Source organism: Rugosimonospora africana (genome assembly GCF_016862975.1).
GTDB classification, from domain to species: domain Bacteria; phylum Actinomycetota; class Actinomycetes; order Mycobacteriales; family Micromonosporaceae; genus Rugosimonospora; species Rugosimonospora africana.
In genome coordinates this window covers 65371-83225 of the sequence record NZ_BONZ01000068.1, presented here as the reverse complement: position 1 = coordinate 83225, position 17855 = coordinate 65371, and the positions used below count along the sequence as shown (strand labels likewise).

Here is a 17855-nt window from a genome sequence, read left to right as displayed (position 1 = left end):
ACCGCGGCGTCGAGCATCGCGGAGATCGGCCGGGTGACCGAGCCGACGGCGCCGCGCTGGCCGGCCGCCGGGACACCGGTGCGACAAACCTGCGCGTTCGCCCGGATGAGTCGCTGAAAGAGAGTACTTTCCACGAGTAGGCGGTGCGTGAGGAGCTTCGATTGGGCGGGACGCCCCTGTGGGCGTGGGCGGCGACGATCGCGTTCATACTGGCGCTGCTCGCGATCGACTTCGTGGTCGCCGGACGGCGACCGCACGCCGTCGGCCTGGTCGAGGCCGCCAGCTGGTCGGGCGTCTACATCGGCATCGCCTTGCTGTTCGGTCTGCTGCTCGGGTACGCCGCCGAACCGGGGACCGGGACCACCTATGTCACCGGTTGGTTGGTCGAGAAGAGCCTGTCGGTCGACAACCTGTTCGTCTTCGTGATCATCATGAACCGGTTCGCGGTACCCCCGGCGTACCAGCAGAAGGCACTGCTGTTCGGCATCGCGGCCGCGCTGGCGCTACGCGCGGTGCTCATCGCCGTGGGCGCCGCGGCCGTCACGCTGTTCTCGCCCACGTTCCTGTTGTTCGGGCTCCTGCTCATGTTCACGGCGGTCCAGCTGATCCGTCACCGCAACGACGACCCCGACCCCGAGGACAATCCGGTGCTGCGTTACGCCCGTCGCGTCCTGCCGACGACAACGGAGATGGACGGCGGGCGGCTCTTCGCCCGATCCGGCGGCCGGCGGATGGTGACACCGCTGTTCCTGGTGTTCCTCAGCATCGGCACCACCGACCTGCTGTTCGCCCTGGACTCGATCCCCGCGGTGTTCGGGGTGACCCAGAACCCGTTCCTGGTCTTCTGCGCGAACGCTTTCGCACTGCTCGGCCTGCGCGCCCTGTACTTTCTCATCCAGGGGCTGCTGCGGCGACTGGTCTACCTCGCGGTCGGGCTGGCGGTGATTCTCGGCTTCATCGGCGTGAAGCTCATCCTGACCTTCCTGCACGAGCAGGTCTCGACGGGCATACCGGAGATCACGATTCCGGTGTCGCTGGCCGTGATTCTCTCGGTTCTGGCCGCCACGACGGTGGCGAGCCTGCTGCGGTCGCGTCGCCACCCGCGGCAGCGGGCGCACACGGGCGCGGTGGGGGAGCGGACCCGCCGGCGTCGCTGGCGGAAGACCGACCAGCGGTGAAGCCGCCGGCTCAGGCGAGTTCGGCGCTGCCCTCGCGGTAGATCTTCGCCGACGCGATGCGTCCGTCACGCAACCGGTAGAAGCCGGCGATCGAGTACATGCGCTCCTCGCCCTCGAACGTCAGCGTCTCCGTCAGCTGGCAGGCGGCCCGGTCGCCGTCCGCGAGCAGGTTCTCGATGCTCAGCGTCGGCAGCAGACCGGCCATCGCGCCGGCGAACAGCTCGGTCAGCTCGTCGTGCCCGCGAGCCACCGAGGTGCCGGTGACCCAGGACGCGTCCTCGGTGAAACCGGCCATCAGGGCGTCGAGGTCGCGGGAGTTGAAGGCAGCCACGTGCTTGCTGAGGGCGGCAGCCGCGTCGGGTTCGGTCACGGTCGGCAGTCTGGCAGAAACCGCGCGAGTCGCGCTCGGAATTACCGCGCCTGTGCCCCCGGCACGGACGCCGGGGGCACAGGATGATTCGCCTTATGCGACCGTCACCGACAGGGGCAGGCTCGTCGTCGCCCCGAGGGCGTTCGAGAACTGCACGACGTAGTCGTACACGCCGGCGGGCTTGCCGGTGACGTTCAGGGACGCGTGCTGCGCCCCCGGCGTCGCGGCCGTGAGGTCGCCCTCACCCACCTGCACCCCGTTTTCCAGGAAGCGGTAGTGCGTGGCGTTCGTGCCCCACCACAGGTTCGCGGTGACCGTGAAGGAGCCGTCGTGGTCCCAGTCGTCGTCGCTGACCGTTGGTACGGCGGGGTTCGCGTCCCGTACCGTGACGGTGAGCGGGGCAAGGGTACGGGTACCCTTCGAGTTGACCAGCTCACCGGTGTAGACGTAGGTGCCGTTCGGCCGCCCCGAGATGTCCACGGCGACCTGCTGTGCTCCGGGTGACTTCATGGTCAGCGGAGTCGTCTTGATGAGTTTTCCGTTCTCGTACAGCCGGAACGACGTGGCGTTCTCGCCGGACCAGAGGTTCATCGAGACGGTGTAGTCACCGTCGAGCAGGCCGGTGTCCCACCCGTTGTTCGACGAGAGCGTGCCGGCGGCCGGGATAGAGGTGGCTCCGTCGTCGGCGACCGGCGTGGTCACCGTCCAGTTGGCGAAGTCGTAGACGACGGACTTGCCGTCCACGGTGGCGGTGAAGGTGTTCCCGAGCGGGTCCTGCGCCAGGTACGGGGTGTCGAACAGCTTGAACGAGTCGTAGTCGATCGGGGTGTCGTTGACCAGGTGCGTGGCGCCCGGCGCCCCGGCCGGGTTGTCGTAGGTGATGTCGAGCGTGTCGCCGTGGAGGCTGTGGTACACCAGCCGCGGGTCCGTGTCGTTGACGTGGCTGGTGTCCAGGCTCGTCTTTGTCGTGATCGCGTTCGCGAACGCGTCGAGGCTCGGATACTCCGACGCGTCCGCGGTGTCCAGCACCCAGCCGTTCCTGTCGGCCTGGCTGCGCAGGATGTTGTAGCTGTAGGTGAGCGTGGTGGTGGGGTGGATCTGCGTCGTCTTCTTCACCGCGTTCGACGGGTCGCTCGGGGTCTGGTGGTACCAGGTCCCGGGCTGCGCCATCCGGAAGGCGAAGTACGACGTTCCGGTGTTGACCAGCGTCCACCCGTCGACGTTGTCCCGCTTCTCGACGATGGAGCCGGTGTCCGGGAACATCGCGTTGAGGTAGTTCTCGGTCTGGTCGCCCGACGACTTGTAGACCCCCACCGCGGCGGGACCGTCCTGCATCACCCGGTGCTGGTAGGGATCGTCGTACGTGCCGATCTGTGAGGTGCCCACGTCGATCGACACCCGGAACACCGACTGCGGTGCGCCGGATTGCCAGCGCAGTACCATCGGCATGTCCTCGAGCCAGTTGTCGACCCGGCGGTACTGGACCTCGGTGCCCAGGCCCCAGGTGGGCCGGACGTAACTGGTCCGGTAGATGTCCATCGCGCGACCGCTGGAGTTCTGCAGGTTCGTCTTGTACGAGGTGTAGGACTTGTCCGTCTTCTGGCCGATCTCGACGGCCAGCGGCGGCGGCGTGTACTTCATCCCCGGCCAGGCCATCAGGCCGACGTACTCGAGGTCCGGGCGGTACGCCGACGGCGTGATGTTGTCCGACTCGCCCTCGCCCTGCTGCTGCCGGTAGGCGCCGAAGTATGTCCAGGCCAGCAGCGCGTGGTTCGCGCCCCGCCAGGTCGGGTCGTCGGCGAGGCTCCCGTCACCCTTCGCCCGGCTCTCCGTCGAGATCCGGTAGCCGTCGATCCAGTCGTTGGCCCACTCGAACCACATGACGTCCATGGCCATCTTGGCCTTCTGGACCAGCTCGGGGTCGTTGGCCCACTGGTAGATGGCGTTGAGACCGAAGTACGTCATGAAGGTGTACTCGCTGCTCTCGTACTCCGCCCAGCCGCGGTGCACTCCGGCGTCGATCATCGCGAGGATGTTCGCCTTGTCCTCGGCCATCAGCTGCGCGCCGGAGTTGCCGTCCAGGTCCTTCACGTCCGGCAGGTACTGGCCGAGCAGGTATCCGGTGACGTAGGTGCTCATCCGCAGGTTCTCGGTCTGGGGCAGGAGCTTGTAGCTGTACTGCGCGAAGTAGCCGCGCACGTGGGTGTCCAGGTCGGTGCCGAACTGGTCGCCGACCATGAGGTACCCGTACATCTTCGACACCCACTTGTACGCCTCGGCGTCGTACACCTGGTAGAGGTGGTCGAGCTTGCCGAGGTTCGCCGCGGTGTTCTGATCGTCCGCCAGTTGCGCCACGTACGACGCGGTGTCCAGCGGACCCTCTTCCTCCTTCATGGCCTTGGTCTCGTCCCACAGCCACTGCGAGCGGGTCTGCTCGGTACCGGGGAACGGAGCGGGCGCGTTGGGTACGTGCGCGCTGGTCGTCATCGACAGCGGTGCGGTGGGCGCGCTGACGTTCCCGCTCGCGTCCCTGGCCCGCACCGTGAACTGGTAGGTCGTGGACGGCACGAGGTTCGCGACCACCGCCAGCGAGGTGGTGGTGGAGGTGACCAGGTACCCGTCCCGGTAGACGTCGTACGCCGTGACGCCGAAGTTGTCGGTGGACGGTGACCAGGAGAAGGAGGCGCTGCTCTCCGAGACCTGCCCCTTCGTCAGCCCGGTCGGCACCGACGGCGGCTGGTTGTCGACGACCGGATCCGGCAGTTCGACAACCGAGGGATTGTCGATGACGAGCGCCTCGTCCGTCCCGGTGGAGTTGACCCGGATCTCCCACGTCAGGTCGACGGAGGTGACCAGGCGCTGCCCGCCGTTGGGCACGACGGTGAACCGGTACTGGGGAATGTCGGCGTCGGTGACCGGCAGCAGCGCGCCGGACGTGTTCTTGTACGCCGCGGTGTTGGTGAGCGTCGTCTCGAACGGCACCGGGAAGCGGGGCACGAACTTGTTGTCGAAGTTGCCGAAGGCGATGTAGGCGCAGATGTCCTTGGCGACCGGCTGGTCGCTCGCCGCGCTGCGGCTCAGGTCGAACGACAGGCTGAACTGCCGGGCGGGGCTGCCGACCGGTTGCTTGTACACGTCGTTGATGGCGGTCATCAGGGCGCCGCCGGTGAAGCGGTGCGTGAAGGAACTGGGGTTGGCCGCCCCCAGGGCCGAGTCCCGGATCTCGATGGCGCTGTCGCCGCCCACGGCGACGAACTTCTGCGCGGCTCCGCTGGCGGCGGTGTCGGTGGACAGCGGGGTGGTTGGGCCGTTGAACTGGGTGTCCATGTCGGCGGCGAGCAGGTTGGTCGGTGGCGGATCTGACTCGGCGGACGCGACACCGTGCTGCGCGGCGGCGAGCAGCACGGTGGCGCAGAGTACGGTGATCACTCGTTTCAGGATGCGCATGGACCATCCTTTCGGGGTGTGTGAGCGATCGGTCGGGGTCGTCACGCGGCGCCGGGGCGCCGAGCCGAACTGGCCGGACGACCTGTTACTTGACGGACCCCGTCGCAAGTCCCTTGCTCCAGAAGGACTGCAACGACAGGAACATGGCGACGACCGGCACGACGGAGACGAACGCTCCGGTCACCACGGTGGTGTAGCTGATCGGATACCCCTGCAGTTCGCGCCAGCTGACCAGCCCCACCGTCACCGGTTGGAGCTTGTCGTTGGCCAGCATGAGCGACGGCAGCAGGTAGTTCGTCCAGATGGCGACGAACTGGAACAGGAAGATGGTGACCATCGCGGGTGCCATCAGGCGTACCCCGATGCCGAAGATGCGCAGTTCGCTGGCGCCGTCGAGCCGACCGGCCTCGATGAGCTGGTCGGGTACCGACGAGGCGGCGTAGATCCGGCTGAGGTACACACCGAACGGGCTGACGATGCTCGGGATGAAGACGGACCAGAACGTGTTGACCACGTGGGTGTAGCTGAACACGAGGTAGAGCGGGATGGCGAGCACCGGCGCCGGCAGCAGCACCGCGGCGAGCACCGTGCCGAACACCGCCTCGCGCCCGGGGAACGGCAGCTTGGCCAGCGCGTACCCGCACATCGACGCCAACAGGGTGGCGACGATCCCGCCGCCCACCGCGTACAGCAACGAGTTGAGCAGCCACCGCGAGTAGATCCCGCCCTGGGCCTCGAACAGGGTCTGCACGTTGTGTACGAGGGCGAAGTGCCGGCTGAACCAGAACCCGTTGCCGGAGAAGATTTCCCCCTGGCCCTTGGTGGCCGCGACGAGCAGCCACCACACCGGTGCCAGGAAGTAGACGGCGAAGAGGCTCATGATGGCGAGCACGAAGACGCGCGAGGCCGGCGACACTGTCGTGAGTGGACTGTCGCGCGAGCGGCGCGGGCGCGGCACCGCGGCGGTATTCTCCGAACGCCCCGCCGGTCGCGCCACGGCGGTCGCCCGGTCGCCAGCGTCGAGGGCGTCGAGGGCGGAGTGACCCCGATCGAGAGAAGTCATTCGTCGACCCTTTTCGCGGAGAAACGGAACACCAGCACGGACAGCACGCAGATCAGGGCGCCGAGCACCACGGACTGCGCGGCCGCGTAGTTGAAGTCGTTGGCCGACAGGGCCCGGAGTGCGGCCATCATCGGCGTGTACGTGGACTCCAGGTTGGGTGCCACCGCCTTCATCGTCACCGGCTCGTTGTAGAGCTGGAACGTGCCGATGATGGAGAACACCAGCGTCAGCAGCAGGGCCGGACGGACCAGCGGTACCTTGATGAGCAGCGCGGCCTTCCAACCCGAGCAGCCGTCCAGCGCGGCGGCCTCCATCGTCTCCTCGGGTATCGCCTGCAGCGCGGCGAAGATGAGGATCGTGTTGTAGCCGGTCCACGCCCAGGTCAGGATGTTCATGATCGAGAACGGCAGCGCGGCGTCGCTGACGAAGCTGACGTGCACGCCGACCGACGACAGCAGCCGGGTGACCGGGCTCAGCGTCGGCGCGTACAGGAACGACCACACCAGCGCGGCGATCACGCCGGGCAGCCCGTACGGCAGGAAGTAGGCGATCCGGAAGAACCTGCGCCCCGGGGTCGTCACGCGGGAGTCGAGCAGCAGGGCGAAGAAGAGCGCCAGGCCGAGCATCACCGGCACCTGGATGACGCCGATGAAGGCGACCCGACCGAGCGAGCCGATGAACGCCGAGTCCTGGAACGCCCGCAGGTAGTTGCCGAATCCGGCGAACACCGTCTGCGCACCGCCGAGGCCGAGCCCCGAGCGTTGTTCCTTGAAGAGGCTCTGCGCGATCGAGTACCCGGTGGGGATCAGGTACACGACGATGAACAGCAGGACGAACGGCAGGACGAACGGCGCGGCTCGCCGGAGTTCGCGCAGGCGGCGCCGCCGCCCGATGGTAACGGAGGACACGGTCACCCCATCTGTGGAAGGGTTCGCGGGGGCCGCGTACCACGGCGGCCCCCGCGAAGTCACTACTTGGCGACGGTGAATCCCTGCGTCTGCAACGCGGAGACGCTCGCCTTCTGAGCGCCGCTCAGCGCGTCCTGGAAGGTGCCGCCCTTGGTGTGCACCTTGCCGAGGCCGTCGCCGAGCGCGGCCGCGGTGTCGTTCATCACCGGGCCCCACTGCCAGTTCGGGTTCACCTTGGCCGACTCGTCCCGGAACAGTTGGTAGATGGGTTGGCCGCCGTAGTAGTCCTGCGGCTTGTCCAGGGCCGAATTGGCCAGCCCGGACTTCGACGCGGGGAACAGGCCGCCGGTGGCGATCAGGTTCGACACGGAGTCGGTGTTGGTCGACATCCACATGGCGAACTCGGTCGCCTCCTTCGGGTACTTGCAGTCCTTCATCACCGCGGTGGAGGACCCGCCCGAGTTGCCGACCGCGTCTGTGGTGCCCCACCTGGGCATGGGAGCGACGGCCCACTTGCCAGACGAGTCGCCGGCGTTGTCACGGATGAGTGAGGCTTCCCAGACCGCGCCGACCTCGGCCCAGATCTGGCCCTTGCTCAGCGCGGAGTAGAACGACGCGTCGGAGGCCGGGTACGTGGTGACCAGGTCCTGGCTGAACAGTCCCTGCCAGTACGAGGCGACCTCGGTGTTCGCGGCGCTGTCCATGGAGACCGTCCAGGAGTCGCCCTTGGTCCCGAACCAGGCGGCGCCGGCCTGCCAGGCGAAGCCCGAGTAGAGGTACGGGTCGGTAGGCAGGTTCATGATGCGGTCCGCGGGGTTGGCGGCCTTCACCTTGGCGGCGGCCGTGGCGAAGTCCTGCCAGGTCTTCGGTACCGGGATGCCGGCGTTCTTGAAGAGGTCGGCGCGGTAGTACATGGCCATCGGGCCGGTGTCGACCGGCACCGCGTACGCCTTGCCGTCGACGCCGACGTTCTTCCACACCCAGTCGGGGAACTCGTCGTGCTGCGGCTTGACGTACTGGGTGATGTCCCGCAGGGCGCCCGCGGCCAGGAAGGTCGGCAGCGTCTCGTACCCGACCTGGGCCAGGCACGGAGCCGTACCCGCCTTCGCGGCGGTCAGCATCTTGTCGTACCCGCTGGACCCACCGCTGGGCAGCCCCTCCCACTTCACATGGATGTCCGGGTGGGACTGGTTCCAGAGCGCGACGGCCTGGTCGTACTTGGCCCATCCCCAGAAGCTGATGTCCACCGGGCCGCTGCTGGTCGACGCGGAGTTGCCGCCACCGCAGCCGGCCAGCACGATGCTGGCGGCGACGGCGATCGCGGCCGCCGCGAGTCTCGCCTTGCGTCTCTCCATGACTTTCCTCTCAACTCCTATGTGGACGAACGGTCCGGACGGCCGGGCCGTGGGGGAGTGTCTTGCGGGAGCGTGTCTTTGCGGGAGCGTGTCTTTGCGGAAGCGCTCAGGGCGTGCGGGATCGCGCGGGCTGCGTGTGCCGCCCGGCCAGGTGGTGCGATGTGGGGTGTCGCGATGCGGGGTTGTGCGATGCGGGGTTGTGCGATGCGAGGTGGCGCGTGCGATCTGAGGTGGCGCGATCTGCTGTGACATCCGAAGGGTGGCGCGGTGGCGCGTGGGTGGCGCTGTGGGAGTAACGCGTGGGACGGACGAGCAGGTGTGACGAGTCTCAGACGAGTAGGTTAATGATCAGCATACTTGCATACAAGTGCACTGGCATGCAAGGATCAGTCATGCAAGGATCATCTCCGTGAGTTCTCGCCAAGCGTTCATTCCCCATCCGGCATCGGCCGGCCCCGGTCAGGGACTGTCTCCCGTCGTTCGGGGGCGCGCGGTCACGCGGACCTCGGACCGCGTGTACGACGAGTTGGTCTCCGCGATCCGCGAACTGCGTCTCGTCCCGGGCGCGTCGCTGTCCGAGACCGACCTCGCCGAGCGACTGCACGTCAGCCGCACACCGGTCCGCGAGGCCCTCGCGCGCCTCGCGGACGCCGGACTCGTGCACGTCGTCCCGCAGGTCGGCACGCGCGTCGGCCTGATCGGGCTGCGTGACGTGGAAGAGGCGCGCTTTGTCCGGGAGAGTCTCGAAATCTCGGCGTTCGAGGTGGCGTGCGAGGGCTCCGCGCCCGACGTGAGCACACTGCGCGAACTACTCGAACGGCAAGAGCACAGCTACCGGACCGAGGACTACAACGCGTTCTTCGCGGCGGACGAGGCGCTGCACGGCGAGATCTTCAATCTCAGCGGGTACCCGGGGGCCTGGCAGGCCGTGCAGCGCACGAAGCTCCAGCTCGACCGGTTGCGGAGGCTCGTCCTGCCGGATCTGGCGGCGGTGCGCGTACTGATCGACGAGCACCGGTCCATTGTGGACGCGCTGGAGGCCACGGACATCGCGGCCGGCCGCACCCTGATCAGTCGGCACGCCAGGCGCGCCATCGAACTCGCGCCATCGCTGCGGGCGAGATACCCGGACTATTTCACCGACTGATCGCCATTGATCTGATCGCCACTGAATAGACTCGACAACCGCCCGGGTGCGCCAGCACGGGCGGCGCCCCTCGTCACAGATGTCCCCGGCATAGATATCCCCGTCAACCCGCCCGCCACGCCCGCCATGGGTGCCGGGTCGTTCGCCGGGTTGACCACCTCCACCACCACACGAAAATCAGGCAGGCATGAGCATCCGTATCTCCCTCGGTCACATCGACAAATACGACTCCCGGATCGCGACATTCGCTCACCAGCTCGGGCTGGCCGGCGTCCAGCTGCACACGCCCGACCTGCTGCCCGGAGCCGGCGGTTTCTGGAGCCTGGCCGAACTGCGGGCGCTGCGGGAACGCTGCGATGCCGACGGGCTGGCGATCGACGGTCTGGAGAACGTTCCGCTCGCCCACTTCTGGAAGATCCAGCGTGGCCTGCCCGGCCGGGACGAGCAGATCGAGAACTACCGGGCGACGATCCGGAACATCGCCGCGGTTGGCATCGACATCCTCGGCTACAACTTCCTCGGCACCTATGTCTGGCGCACGGACATGGCCGCGAAGGGGCGTGGCGGTGCCCGGGTGACCGGGTTCGACCTCGCCGATGTCCACAGTGGAAACGCGCTCGCCGGGTACCGGTTGACTCCGGACCAACCGGTCGACGAGCCGATCACGGCCGACCAGATGTGGGCCAACCACCAGTACTTCCTCGACGCCGTGCTGCCCGTGGCCGAGGAGGTCGGCGTACGGCTCGCGCTGCACCCCGACGATCCGCCCGTCGACGAGCCGCTGGGCGGCGTCGCCCGGATCTTCACCTCCCCGGAGGCCATCGGGCGCGCCCGCGCGCAGGCCGGCGGCAGCCCGTCCTGGGGGTTGAACCTGTGCCTGGGCACGGTCTCCGAGATGAACGGCGAGCAGAGCGTCAACGAGGTCATCGACCTGCTCGGGCCGGCCATCTGCTACGTGCACTTTCGCGACGTCCGGGGCACCGTCCCGCGGTTTGAGGAGTGCTTCCTCGGCGAGGGCAACTTCAACCCGGCGCGGGTGATCCGCCGGCTGCACGACCGCGGGTTCGACGGGTTCCTCATCGACGACCATGTTCCCGCGATGGTCGGCGACGTGGACACCTGGGGCGACATCTCGTCGGAGGCATACTGCAGCCGGGGTCGCGCGCACGCGATCGGCTACCTGCAGGGCGTGCTGAACGGTCTGGCGCTCGACGAGCCGGCCGGGCGCGTTCTCACCGCGGCGACCTGACCACTCGTACCCCGCCCGCGGGCACCTCGATCAGTCCCTTGTGGATGGATCCGTCCAGCAGGTCGGTGCCGGAGCCCGCGACGGTCGCGCCGGTGTCCCCGTGGTTGATGACGAAGAGGTAGTCGTCCCCGGCGCTCCGGCGGGTCACCACGTCCAGCCCGGCGACCGGCCGCTCCGCCAGCCCGAGGCGCGTCGCGATCGCCGCCACCAGGTACGCGCGGGCGTCGGTGTCCAGCTCCACGCCGACGTACCAGGCGTCGCCGGCGCCCCGGGTCGCGCGGGTGACCGCCGGTCCGCCCGCGAAGTCACCGCTGACATAGCGTGCCTCGGCCACCGCGTCCACCAGGTCGATCTCCTCGTGCCAGGTGGAGACCAGGGACGGACCGGTGACGCCGTCGATTTTCACGGACTCCGCTCCGGTCAGCGGTGCGAACTCCTCCACCCGGATGCCCAGCAACTCCCGGAACGCGCCCGGGTAACCGCCGAGCCGCACCCGGTCGAGCGGGTCGACGATGCCGGAGAAGTACGTGACGACCACGGTCGCGCCCGCCGCCGCGGCCCGCGCGACAGCCGCCGCGTCCGGGTCGGAAACCAGGTACAGCATGGGTACCAGGATCAGCCGGTACCCGGACAGGTCGGCCGAGGCAGGCACCACGTCGGCGGTGATACCCGCGTCCCACAGGCTTCGGTACCAGCGCAGCGCGCACTCCGCGTACGAGAGGCCGTTGTGCGGGTGCCCTTCCCGCTCGGCGGCCCACCACGCCTCCTCGGAGAACAGCAGCGCACAGTCCGCGACCACCCGGCTGCCCCGCACCCGGGCACACGAGGCGAGTTCCGTGCCGAGCGCCGCGACCTCCCGGAACTTCCGGCTGTCCGGCCCGGCGTGCGGAAGCATCGCGGAGTGGAACCGCTCGGCTCCGGCTCCCGCGGCCCGCCACTGGAAGAAGCAGATGCCGTCGGCTCCGCGGGCGAGGTGGGCGAACACGTCCCGGCGCAACTGCCCGGGGCGCTTCGCCGGGTTGACCGGGCGCCAACTCGTCGCACCGGTGGCCGTCTCCATGAGCAGCCACGGCGCCCCCGCCGACAGGCCGCGCGCCCGATCTGCCGAGAACGACAGCTCGACGTGTGCGTCCGGCTCCGGGCTCAGGTAGTGGTCGCTGGCGATCAGGTCCAGGTCGCCGGTCCACGAGCTGTAGGCCATATTCTTGCCTGCGTCGAACAGCACCAGGTTCGTGGTGACCGGTACCTCCGGGGTCACCCGGCGCAGCACGGCGGTCTCCGCCCGCAACTGCTCGCGCAGCTGATCCGAGCTGAACCGGTCGAAGTCCAGCACCTGGGTCGGGTTCGAGTCGGTGAACGTCAGCCGGGGCGGCAGGATCTCCTCCCACGCCGAGTAGGTCTGACTCCACGCGGCCGTCGTCCACGCGACGTTCAGCTCATCGAGCGAGTCGTGGTACCGCCGCGCCAGCCAGTCCCGGAAAGCCACGGCGGTCGCGTCGTCGTAGCACCGCGAGTTGTGTCCGCCGAGTTCGTTGGACACGTGCCACAACGCGAGCGCGGGATGTTCGCCGTAGCGCTCGGCCAGCCTCTCCACCAACGCCAGCGAGTGTTCGCGGTACACCGGTGACGACGGCGACCACGCCTGCCGCCCGCCCTGCGACATCGTGTGGCCGGCGTGGTCGACCGGCAGCACCTCGGGAAACCGTGTGGTGAGCCACGGCGGAGGGGAGGCGGTGGCGGTGGCGAGGTCCACCGCGATGCCTCCGGCGTGCAGCAGGTCGAGCACCCGGTCGAGCCAGCCGAAGTTCCACCGGTCGGGTGCCGGCTGCAGCGTCGACCAGGCGAACACGCCGACCGTGACGAGGTTCACGCCGGCCTCGCGCATCAGCCGGACATCCTCCGGCCACACGCTCTCGTCCCACTGCTCGGGGTTGTAGTCACCGCCGAAAGCCACCGGTTCGCCATCGAACCGGGCCAGAACGTTCGCGGGCCACCGGATCCACTGTGTCGGCACGGACTCTTCTCCTCACTGGCTCACTAGCTCACTGGCCGACCGGCACACCGCCGACAGGCCCACTGGCACCGGCCCCGCCGGCCCGCCGGCCCGCCCAGACTGGCGGCGTCAAACGACCTTGCTTACACTATGCGAACCCGACGCGGCCCACAGCAGCCTGTCGTGCCACGGCAGTCGCGGCGGTGGTTGCCCGGAATGCCTACTGCGGCCCAATTCCGCGCCCGCCCGCCTGTGAGGTTCGGGTACGACACCGAGGGAGTCCATTGTGGAGTTCGACGGTAAGGTCGCCATCGTCACCGGCGGCCGCAGCGGCATCGGACGCGCGAGCGCCCGGCTGCTCTCCGCGCGCGGCGCGACGGTCGTGGCCGCCGGCATTCCGTCGAAACCGGATTCTGAGCCCGACATCCCCGGAGTCGAAGACGTTCACCTCGACGTCACCGACGAAGCGGCCACCGCGCGACTCGTCGCGGACGTGGTCGACCGGCACGGCGGACTCGACATCGTCGTCGCCGCCGCCGGCATCCAGCGGTACGGTTCGGCGGCCGACACCACCGCCGAGGAGTGGAACGACGTGCTCGCCGTCAACGTGACCGGCGCGTTCCACATCGTGAAGCACGCGGTACCCCCACTGCGCGCCCGGGCGGCCGGCGCCATCGTGCTCGTGTCCTCCGTCCAGTCGATGGCCACCCAGAGCACCGTCGCCGCGTACACCACCAGCAAGGGTGCGCTCAACGCACTCGCCCGGTCCATCGCCATCGACGAGGCCGGGCACGGAATCAGAGCCAACGCGGTCTGCCCGGCGTCGGTGGACACGCCGATGCTGCGCTCCTCGGCCCGGATGTTCTCCGACGGTACCGACGAGGGAGCGCAGGCACTGGTCGAGTCCTGGGGGCGGATGCACCCGCTCGGACGGGTGGCGCGACCACAGGAAGTGGCCGAAGCGATCGCGTTCCTGGCCAGTGACCGCGCCAGCTTCATCACCGGGGTCGCGCTCCCGGTCGACGGTGGACTGCTGGCCAAGCTCGCGGTGGCGCTGCCGGAATGACCGAGCCATCCATGCGCGAGCTGAGCCCCGAGGTCGCGTTCGCCGGCCGGGCACGGGTCGGCGAAGGACCAGTGTGGGACGCCCGGCACGGTCGCCTGCACTGGGTCGACATCCCCGCCGGGCACATCCACACCAGCGACCCAGGAACCGACTGGTCTGGGTCGCCGCGTGGCGACAGACGCGCCGAGCCAGACCAGTCGATCGGGCAAACCACCAGCATCGAACTGCCGACGCAGGTCGGCGCCGCGGTACCGCGCCGTGGGGGAGGGTTCCTCGCCGCGACCGCCGAAGGATTCGCCAGCGTCGAGGCGGACGGGTCGATGACCGTCCGGTGCGCGATCCTGCCGGACGGCGAGCGGATGAACGACGCGAAGTGCGACCGGTACGGCCGTTTCTGGGCCGGCAGCACCACGATGGACTTCCAACCCGGCCGGGGCGCCCTGCACCTCCTCATGCCGGACTGGACGACCAGGGTCGTCCTCGACGGACTCACCCTGCCCAACGGGCTCGACTGGAGCCCCGACGGGCGCACGTTCTACCTCGCCGACACGATGGCCGGTGAGATCTCGGCGTTCGACAGCGATCTGGAGTCCGCGTCGATCAGCAACCGGCGAGTCCTGTTCCGGATGCCCGTCGAGGCCGGCATGCCGGACGGGCTCACCGTCGACGCCAGCGGATGCCTGTGGGTCGCGATCTGGGGCGGTGACCGCGTGCTGCGGCTCTCGCCGGACGGGGACGTGCTCGGCGAGATCCCGATGCCGGTACACCAGCCGTCGTCCTGCGCGTTCGGCGGGCCGGGCCTCGACGTCCTCTACATCACGTCGGCCCGGGAGGGACTCGACCTCTCCGACGACGACCCGGCCGGTTCGGTGTTCGCGGTCACCCGGCCGGGCGCCGTCGGCACGCCGTCGACGCCGTTCGCCGGTTGACCCGCTCCGGCGCCGACCCGCTCCACGGCGCGTCTCCCGGAACTCCTAGTCAAGATCGATAACTGCCTTTCCGGGTACCTGCCTGCCCAGCAGTGCCGCGATCGCGTCGCCGACGCGCTTCCAGGAGTCTTGCCAGCCCACCTGGACTGAGATGACGCCCCGGGCGGCGAGGTCAACGAGGGTGGTCAGTTCAGGGCGTGGATGGGACGCGTCGCCGAACGACTGCAGTGTCTTCGCTGACCCGTGGGCGAAGATCGAATTGGGTGGAAACACCGCGGGTTCCCCCGATGCCCAGCCGATGCTCTGCAGACTCCCGCCTGGCTTGAGGAGACCCCAGGCGGTGACCAGGTGCTCTCCGCCCACGTTCTCCAACACGACATCGACCGGTTCGGAGATGCGGTCGAGCCCGACGACCACTTCGTGTGCCCCGAGCGCGTCCAGCCCTTCACCTCGGTGTGCCGAACCGACCGACGCGATGACATACGCGCCGCCGAGCCGGGCGAACTGCACCGCGAGCCGGCCGACGCCGCCGGATGCGCCGGTGACGAGCACTCGGCGGCCCAGCACGGAGCCGGCGGCGCGCAACGTGCGCAGCGCCGTGATGCCCACCAGAGGCAGGGCAGCGGCCTTGGCCAGCTCGAGCCGTTCAGGGACGACCGCGACGCTGTCCGTGGCGAACGCGGCGCGTTGCGCCCAGGCGCCGGCCCCGAAGGCGACGACCCGCTCACCGACAGCCGGCCCGGAACCGTCGGCGGCGGTTTGCACGACGTATCCGGCCGCGTCATACCCGAGCACCGAGCCAGCGGGCTGGAAGCCCAGGTAGCGGACCTCACCAAAGTTCACCGACGCGTGTCGCACCTCGATGAGCACCTGGCTGGGTTGCGGCACCGGCTCCGAGACCTCCACCAGCCGGATTCCGTCTTCCGTGTCCGGGGCGGCGATCAGCGCTTGCACAGGGCACCTCCAGTACCATAGGCGGACCGATAGTCCGCTTGATGTGCGGATACTATACGGACTTACAGTCCACTTCCCAGGGGGGTGTGATGGCAGCCGAACGCGCGGACGCCGCGCGAAACCGTCAATCGATCCTGCGAGCCGTCGAAGAACTACTCGCGGAACAAGGCCCAGAGCACGTCTCGCTCGACTCCGTCGCCGCGAGGGCCGGCGTGGGCAAAGGCACCGTGTTCCGTCGCTTCGGCAGCCGCACCGGCCTGTTCCAGGACCTACTCGCCGAACGCGCGGCCCGCATCCGAGCCGCGATCGACAGCGGCCCGCCCCCGCTGGGACCCAGCGCGCCCCCGCGCGATCGCCTCCTCGGATTCCTCGATGAACTGGCCAAGCTCGCCGCGAAGAACATCACGCTGATCGCCGCGCACGAACAAGCGTGCGCGGCCGACAAGCACCAGGACCCCACCTACCAGCGCTGGCACGACCACGTCACGCGACTCATCCGCCAGGTCCGTCCCGACACCGACGCCGAGTTCGTCGCCCACCTGCTGCTCGCTTCGTTCGAGGGCGAACTCGTCCGTCACATCACCGATCACGGCGGCGTCAAGCGACTGCGGACAGCGGTTCGCGACCTCGCCCGCAGGATCGTCCCGGAATAGAAGGCACGATCGTTCCGGATTAGAAGGCACGATCGTCCCGGAACAGAAGGACAGAAGCGCCGTCCGACCCGCTTCGGCGTCGGCCGCTGACGGCGGCGCCGGAAACGTGGCGTCCGATATCCGCCAGCCACGGTCGCCGCCGGGTGGGCATGGTGGTCCCGTGACCATCCTCTCCGAGCAGCTGATCGACCGGTTCGTTCTGGCCAGCGCGGGCTTCGAGCGGCGGCTCCGAGCGGTGTGGCCCGACCAGTGGCACTGGCCCACGCCGTGCACCGAGTGGGACGTGCGCCAACTGGTCAACCACACGACGCGCGGAAACCTCAACTACATCGACCTCCTGGAGGGTGGCAGCGCGGCACAGTTCCTGCGGCTCCGGGACGCCGACGCACTGGACAGTAAAGCCCTGGGCGGGAATGCCCTGGGCGGGAATGCCCTGGACAGTAAAGCCCTGAGCGGGAATGCCCTGGGCGGGAAAGCGCTCGATGCCTACACCCGGTCCGTGCGGGAGTGCGCCGAGGCGTTCGCCCGCCCCGACGCGCTGCGACAGATCCTGGACTATCCGCTCGGTCGAGTGACCGGCGAGCAGGCACTCGCGGTGCGGCTCACGGACAGCGCCATTCACACCTGGGATCTCGCCCGGGCCATCGGTGCCGACGAGGACCTCGACGCCGGTCTGGTCACCTGGATCGACGACCACCTGGAGCAGATCTACGCTGGCCTGGCGGAGACCCCGACCGCGGCCGACACCACCCACCGATTCTTCGCCGTGCCGGGGGATTCGCCGGGCGCCGGTGCGTCCCGGCAGGACCGCCTGCTGCACCGGATGGGCCGGCGGGTGAGCAGAGACCCGGTTACGTGATTCGCCGGTCGGCCGTGTCCCGGGCGTTTGGTCCACCCACCGGGTGGGGCAGATAGGCGGGATGGAACAGGCGCGAATCGACCCCGCATCCCAGCCGCTGGCCGGCGCGCTGCTGAGTGGCGGGCCGGCACCCGGATCGGGGCCGGAGCTGGCGGCGTTCGGTCAGTTCGTCGGCGACTGGGTGCTGCGGTGGTCCGGCCGGGACAGCACCGGTACGCACACCGTGACGATGGACGGCACGCTGTCGGTCGGCTGGATACTCGGTGGGACGGCCGTACAGGACGTGTGGGCCGTGCCGCTACTCGGCCAGCGGCCGGCCGGCGGACTCGCCGGATTCCACGGCACGACCGTCCGGTTCTACGACCCAGGCATCGGCGCGTGGCGGTCCACCTGGATCGACCCACCCAACGCCAGGGTGCGCCGCTTCGTCGGCCGGATCGTCGGCGCTGACATCGAACTGGTCAGCGACGAGGAGGAGCCGCTGCTGCGGTGGCGCTTCTCGCAGATCACCGGCGACTCGTTCGTGTGGACCGGCGAGATCCGTCCCGGCCGCGACGCGGACTGGAGCCTGCAGCAGGAGGTACGGGCGAGCCGGGGCGAGCCGCGCGGATAACCGTGGCGCGTGGCTGCCGGGCGGGTTACGGGTGCAGTACCACCTTGTTGAAGCCTTCCCGCTTGCGCCCC

Annotated in this window: 15 protein-coding genes; 8 read left to right on the top strand and 7 right to left on the bottom strand. The window is 69.0% G+C overall.

The genetic code is table 11. The features are described 5' to 3' along the window. Window positions 1–161 precede the first annotated feature (161 nt). A complete protein-coding gene (locus Raf01_RS33670; protein WP_239134169.1) occupies window positions 162–1178 on the top strand; it encodes a TerC/Alx family metal homeostasis membrane protein in 1017 nt (338 codons plus the stop codon). Window positions 1179–1188: 10 nt separating this feature from the next. On the opposite strand, the gene Raf01_RS33665 is transcribed toward Raf01_RS33670, so the two are convergent. The 5 genes from Raf01_RS33665 to Raf01_RS33645 all read right to left on the bottom strand — a co-directional run bounded on the left by Raf01_RS33665 (window position 1189) and on the right by Raf01_RS33645 (window position 8321). Then, a complete protein-coding gene (locus Raf01_RS33665) occupies window positions 1189–1548 on the bottom strand; it encodes a nuclear transport factor 2 family protein (protein ID WP_239134168.1) in 360 nt (119 codons plus the stop codon). Window positions 1549–1641: 93 nt separating this feature from the next. After that, window positions 1642–4995: a chitinase N-terminal domain-containing protein gene (locus Raf01_RS33660; RefSeq protein WP_203922114.1), complete on the bottom strand. Its 3354-nt coding sequence runs from the start codon at window positions 4993–4995 to the stop codon at window positions 1642–1644. A gap of 85 nt (window positions 4996–5080) precedes the next feature. Next, window positions 5081–6058 (bottom strand): carbohydrate ABC transporter permease, encoded by a 978-nt coding sequence (locus tag Raf01_RS33655; protein WP_239134167.1) that lies wholly within the window; start codon window positions 6056–6058, stop codon window positions 5081–5083. Continuing rightward, window positions 6055–6966 carry a carbohydrate ABC transporter permease gene (locus tag Raf01_RS33650; RefSeq protein ID WP_239134166.1) on the bottom strand — a complete coding sequence of 304 codons (912 nt, stop codon included), beginning with the start codon at window positions 6964–6966 and terminating at the stop codon, window positions 6055–6057. The genes Raf01_RS33655 and Raf01_RS33650 overlap by 4 nt, the downstream gene beginning before the upstream one ends. Before the next feature lie 62 nt (window positions 6967–7028). Then, window positions 7029–8321 (bottom strand): ABC transporter substrate-binding protein, encoded by a 1293-nt coding sequence (locus Raf01_RS33645; RefSeq protein ID WP_203922113.1) that lies wholly within the window; start codon window positions 8319–8321, stop codon window positions 7029–7031. A gap of 409 nt (window positions 8322–8730) precedes the next feature. Here Raf01_RS33645 and Raf01_RS33640 point away from each other — a divergent pair, with 409 nt between their 5' ends. Both Raf01_RS33640 and Raf01_RS33635 read left to right on the top strand, forming a co-directional pair. Continuing rightward, window positions 8731–9468, top strand: a complete 738-nt coding sequence (locus Raf01_RS33640; protein WP_203922112.1) for a GntR family transcriptional regulator — start codon at window positions 8731–8733, stop codon at window positions 9466–9468. 187 nt (window positions 9469–9655) lie between these two features. Beyond that, window positions 9656–10717, top strand: coding sequence for a mannonate dehydratase (locus Raf01_RS33635; RefSeq protein WP_203922111.1), 1062 nt, complete (start codon window positions 9656–9658; stop codon window positions 10715–10717). Here Raf01_RS33635 and Raf01_RS33630 read toward each other — a convergent pair. Next, entirely contained in the window at window positions 10701–12731 is a 2031-nt protein-coding gene (locus Raf01_RS33630) for a beta-galactosidase (RefSeq protein WP_239134165.1), read from the bottom strand. The genes Raf01_RS33635 and Raf01_RS33630 overlap by 17 nt on opposite strands. Before the next feature lie 265 nt (window positions 12732–12996). Between Raf01_RS33630 and Raf01_RS33625 the strand changes: the two genes are divergently transcribed. Together Raf01_RS33625 and Raf01_RS33620 are read left to right on the top strand one after the other, a co-directional pair. Then, window positions 12997–13776 (top strand): SDR family NAD(P)-dependent oxidoreductase, encoded by a 780-nt coding sequence (locus Raf01_RS33625; RefSeq protein WP_203922110.1) that lies wholly within the window; start codon window positions 12997–12999, stop codon window positions 13774–13776. Next, window positions 13773–14705, top strand: a complete 933-nt coding sequence (locus Raf01_RS33620) for an SMP-30/gluconolactonase/LRE family protein (protein ID WP_203922109.1) — start codon at window positions 13773–13775, stop codon at window positions 14703–14705. Before Raf01_RS33625 ends, Raf01_RS33620 begins: the two co-directional genes overlap by 4 nt. A 45-nt stretch (window positions 14706–14750) precedes the next feature. Here Raf01_RS33620 and Raf01_RS33615 read toward each other — a convergent pair whose 3' ends face one another. After that, window positions 14751–15659, bottom strand: coding sequence for a zinc-binding dehydrogenase (locus Raf01_RS33615; protein WP_203922108.1), 909 nt, complete (start codon window positions 15657–15659; stop codon window positions 14751–14753). An 89-nt stretch (window positions 15660–15748) separates the two neighbouring features. Between Raf01_RS33615 and Raf01_RS33610 the strand changes: the two genes are divergently transcribed. The 3 genes from Raf01_RS33610 (at window position 15749) to Raf01_RS33600 (ending at window position 17784) form a co-directional block, all read left to right on the top strand. Then, window positions 15749–16312, top strand: coding sequence for a TetR/AcrR family transcriptional regulator (locus Raf01_RS33610; RefSeq protein ID WP_203922107.1), 564 nt, complete (start codon window positions 15749–15751; stop codon window positions 16310–16312). Between the two features lie 160 nt (window positions 16313–16472). Continuing rightward, window positions 16473–17171, top strand: a complete 699-nt coding sequence (locus Raf01_RS33605; RefSeq protein WP_203922106.1) for a maleylpyruvate isomerase family mycothiol-dependent enzyme — start codon at window positions 16473–16475, stop codon at window positions 17169–17171. 61 nt (window positions 17172–17232) lie between these two features. Next, a complete protein-coding gene (locus Raf01_RS33600; RefSeq protein ID WP_203922105.1) occupies window positions 17233–17784 on the top strand; it encodes a hypothetical protein in 552 nt (183 codons plus the stop codon). The last annotated feature ends 71 nt before the right edge of the window (window positions 17785–17855 follow it).

Excerpts from the sequence above, each read along its gene's own strand:
- Raf01_RS33660 (WP_203922114.1), bottom strand. The coding sequence starts at position 4,995 with ATGCGCATCCTGAAACGAGTGATCACCGTACTCTGCGCCACCGTGCTG.
- Raf01_RS33655 (WP_239134167.1), bottom strand. The coding sequence starts at position 6,058 with ATGACTTCTCTCGATCGGGGTCACTCCGCCCTCGACGCCCTCGACGCT.
- Raf01_RS33645 (WP_203922113.1), bottom strand. The coding sequence starts at position 8,321 with ATGGAGAGACGCAAGGCGAGACTCGCGGCGGCCGCGATCGCCGTCGCC.
- Raf01_RS33635 (WP_203922111.1), top strand. The coding sequence starts at position 9,656 with ATGAGCATCCGTATCTCCCTCGGTCACATCGACAAATACGACTCCCGG.
- Raf01_RS33620 (WP_203922109.1), top strand. The coding sequence starts at position 13,773 with ATGACCGAGCCATCCATGCGCGAGCTGAGCCCCGAGGTCGCGTTCGCC.
- Raf01_RS33610 (WP_203922107.1), top strand. The coding sequence starts at position 15,749 with ATGGCAGCCGAACGCGCGGACGCCGCGCGAAACCGTCAATCGATCCTG.
- Raf01_RS33600 (WP_203922105.1), top strand. The coding sequence starts at position 17,233 with ATGGAACAGGCGCGAATCGACCCCGCATCCCAGCCGCTGGCCGGCGCG.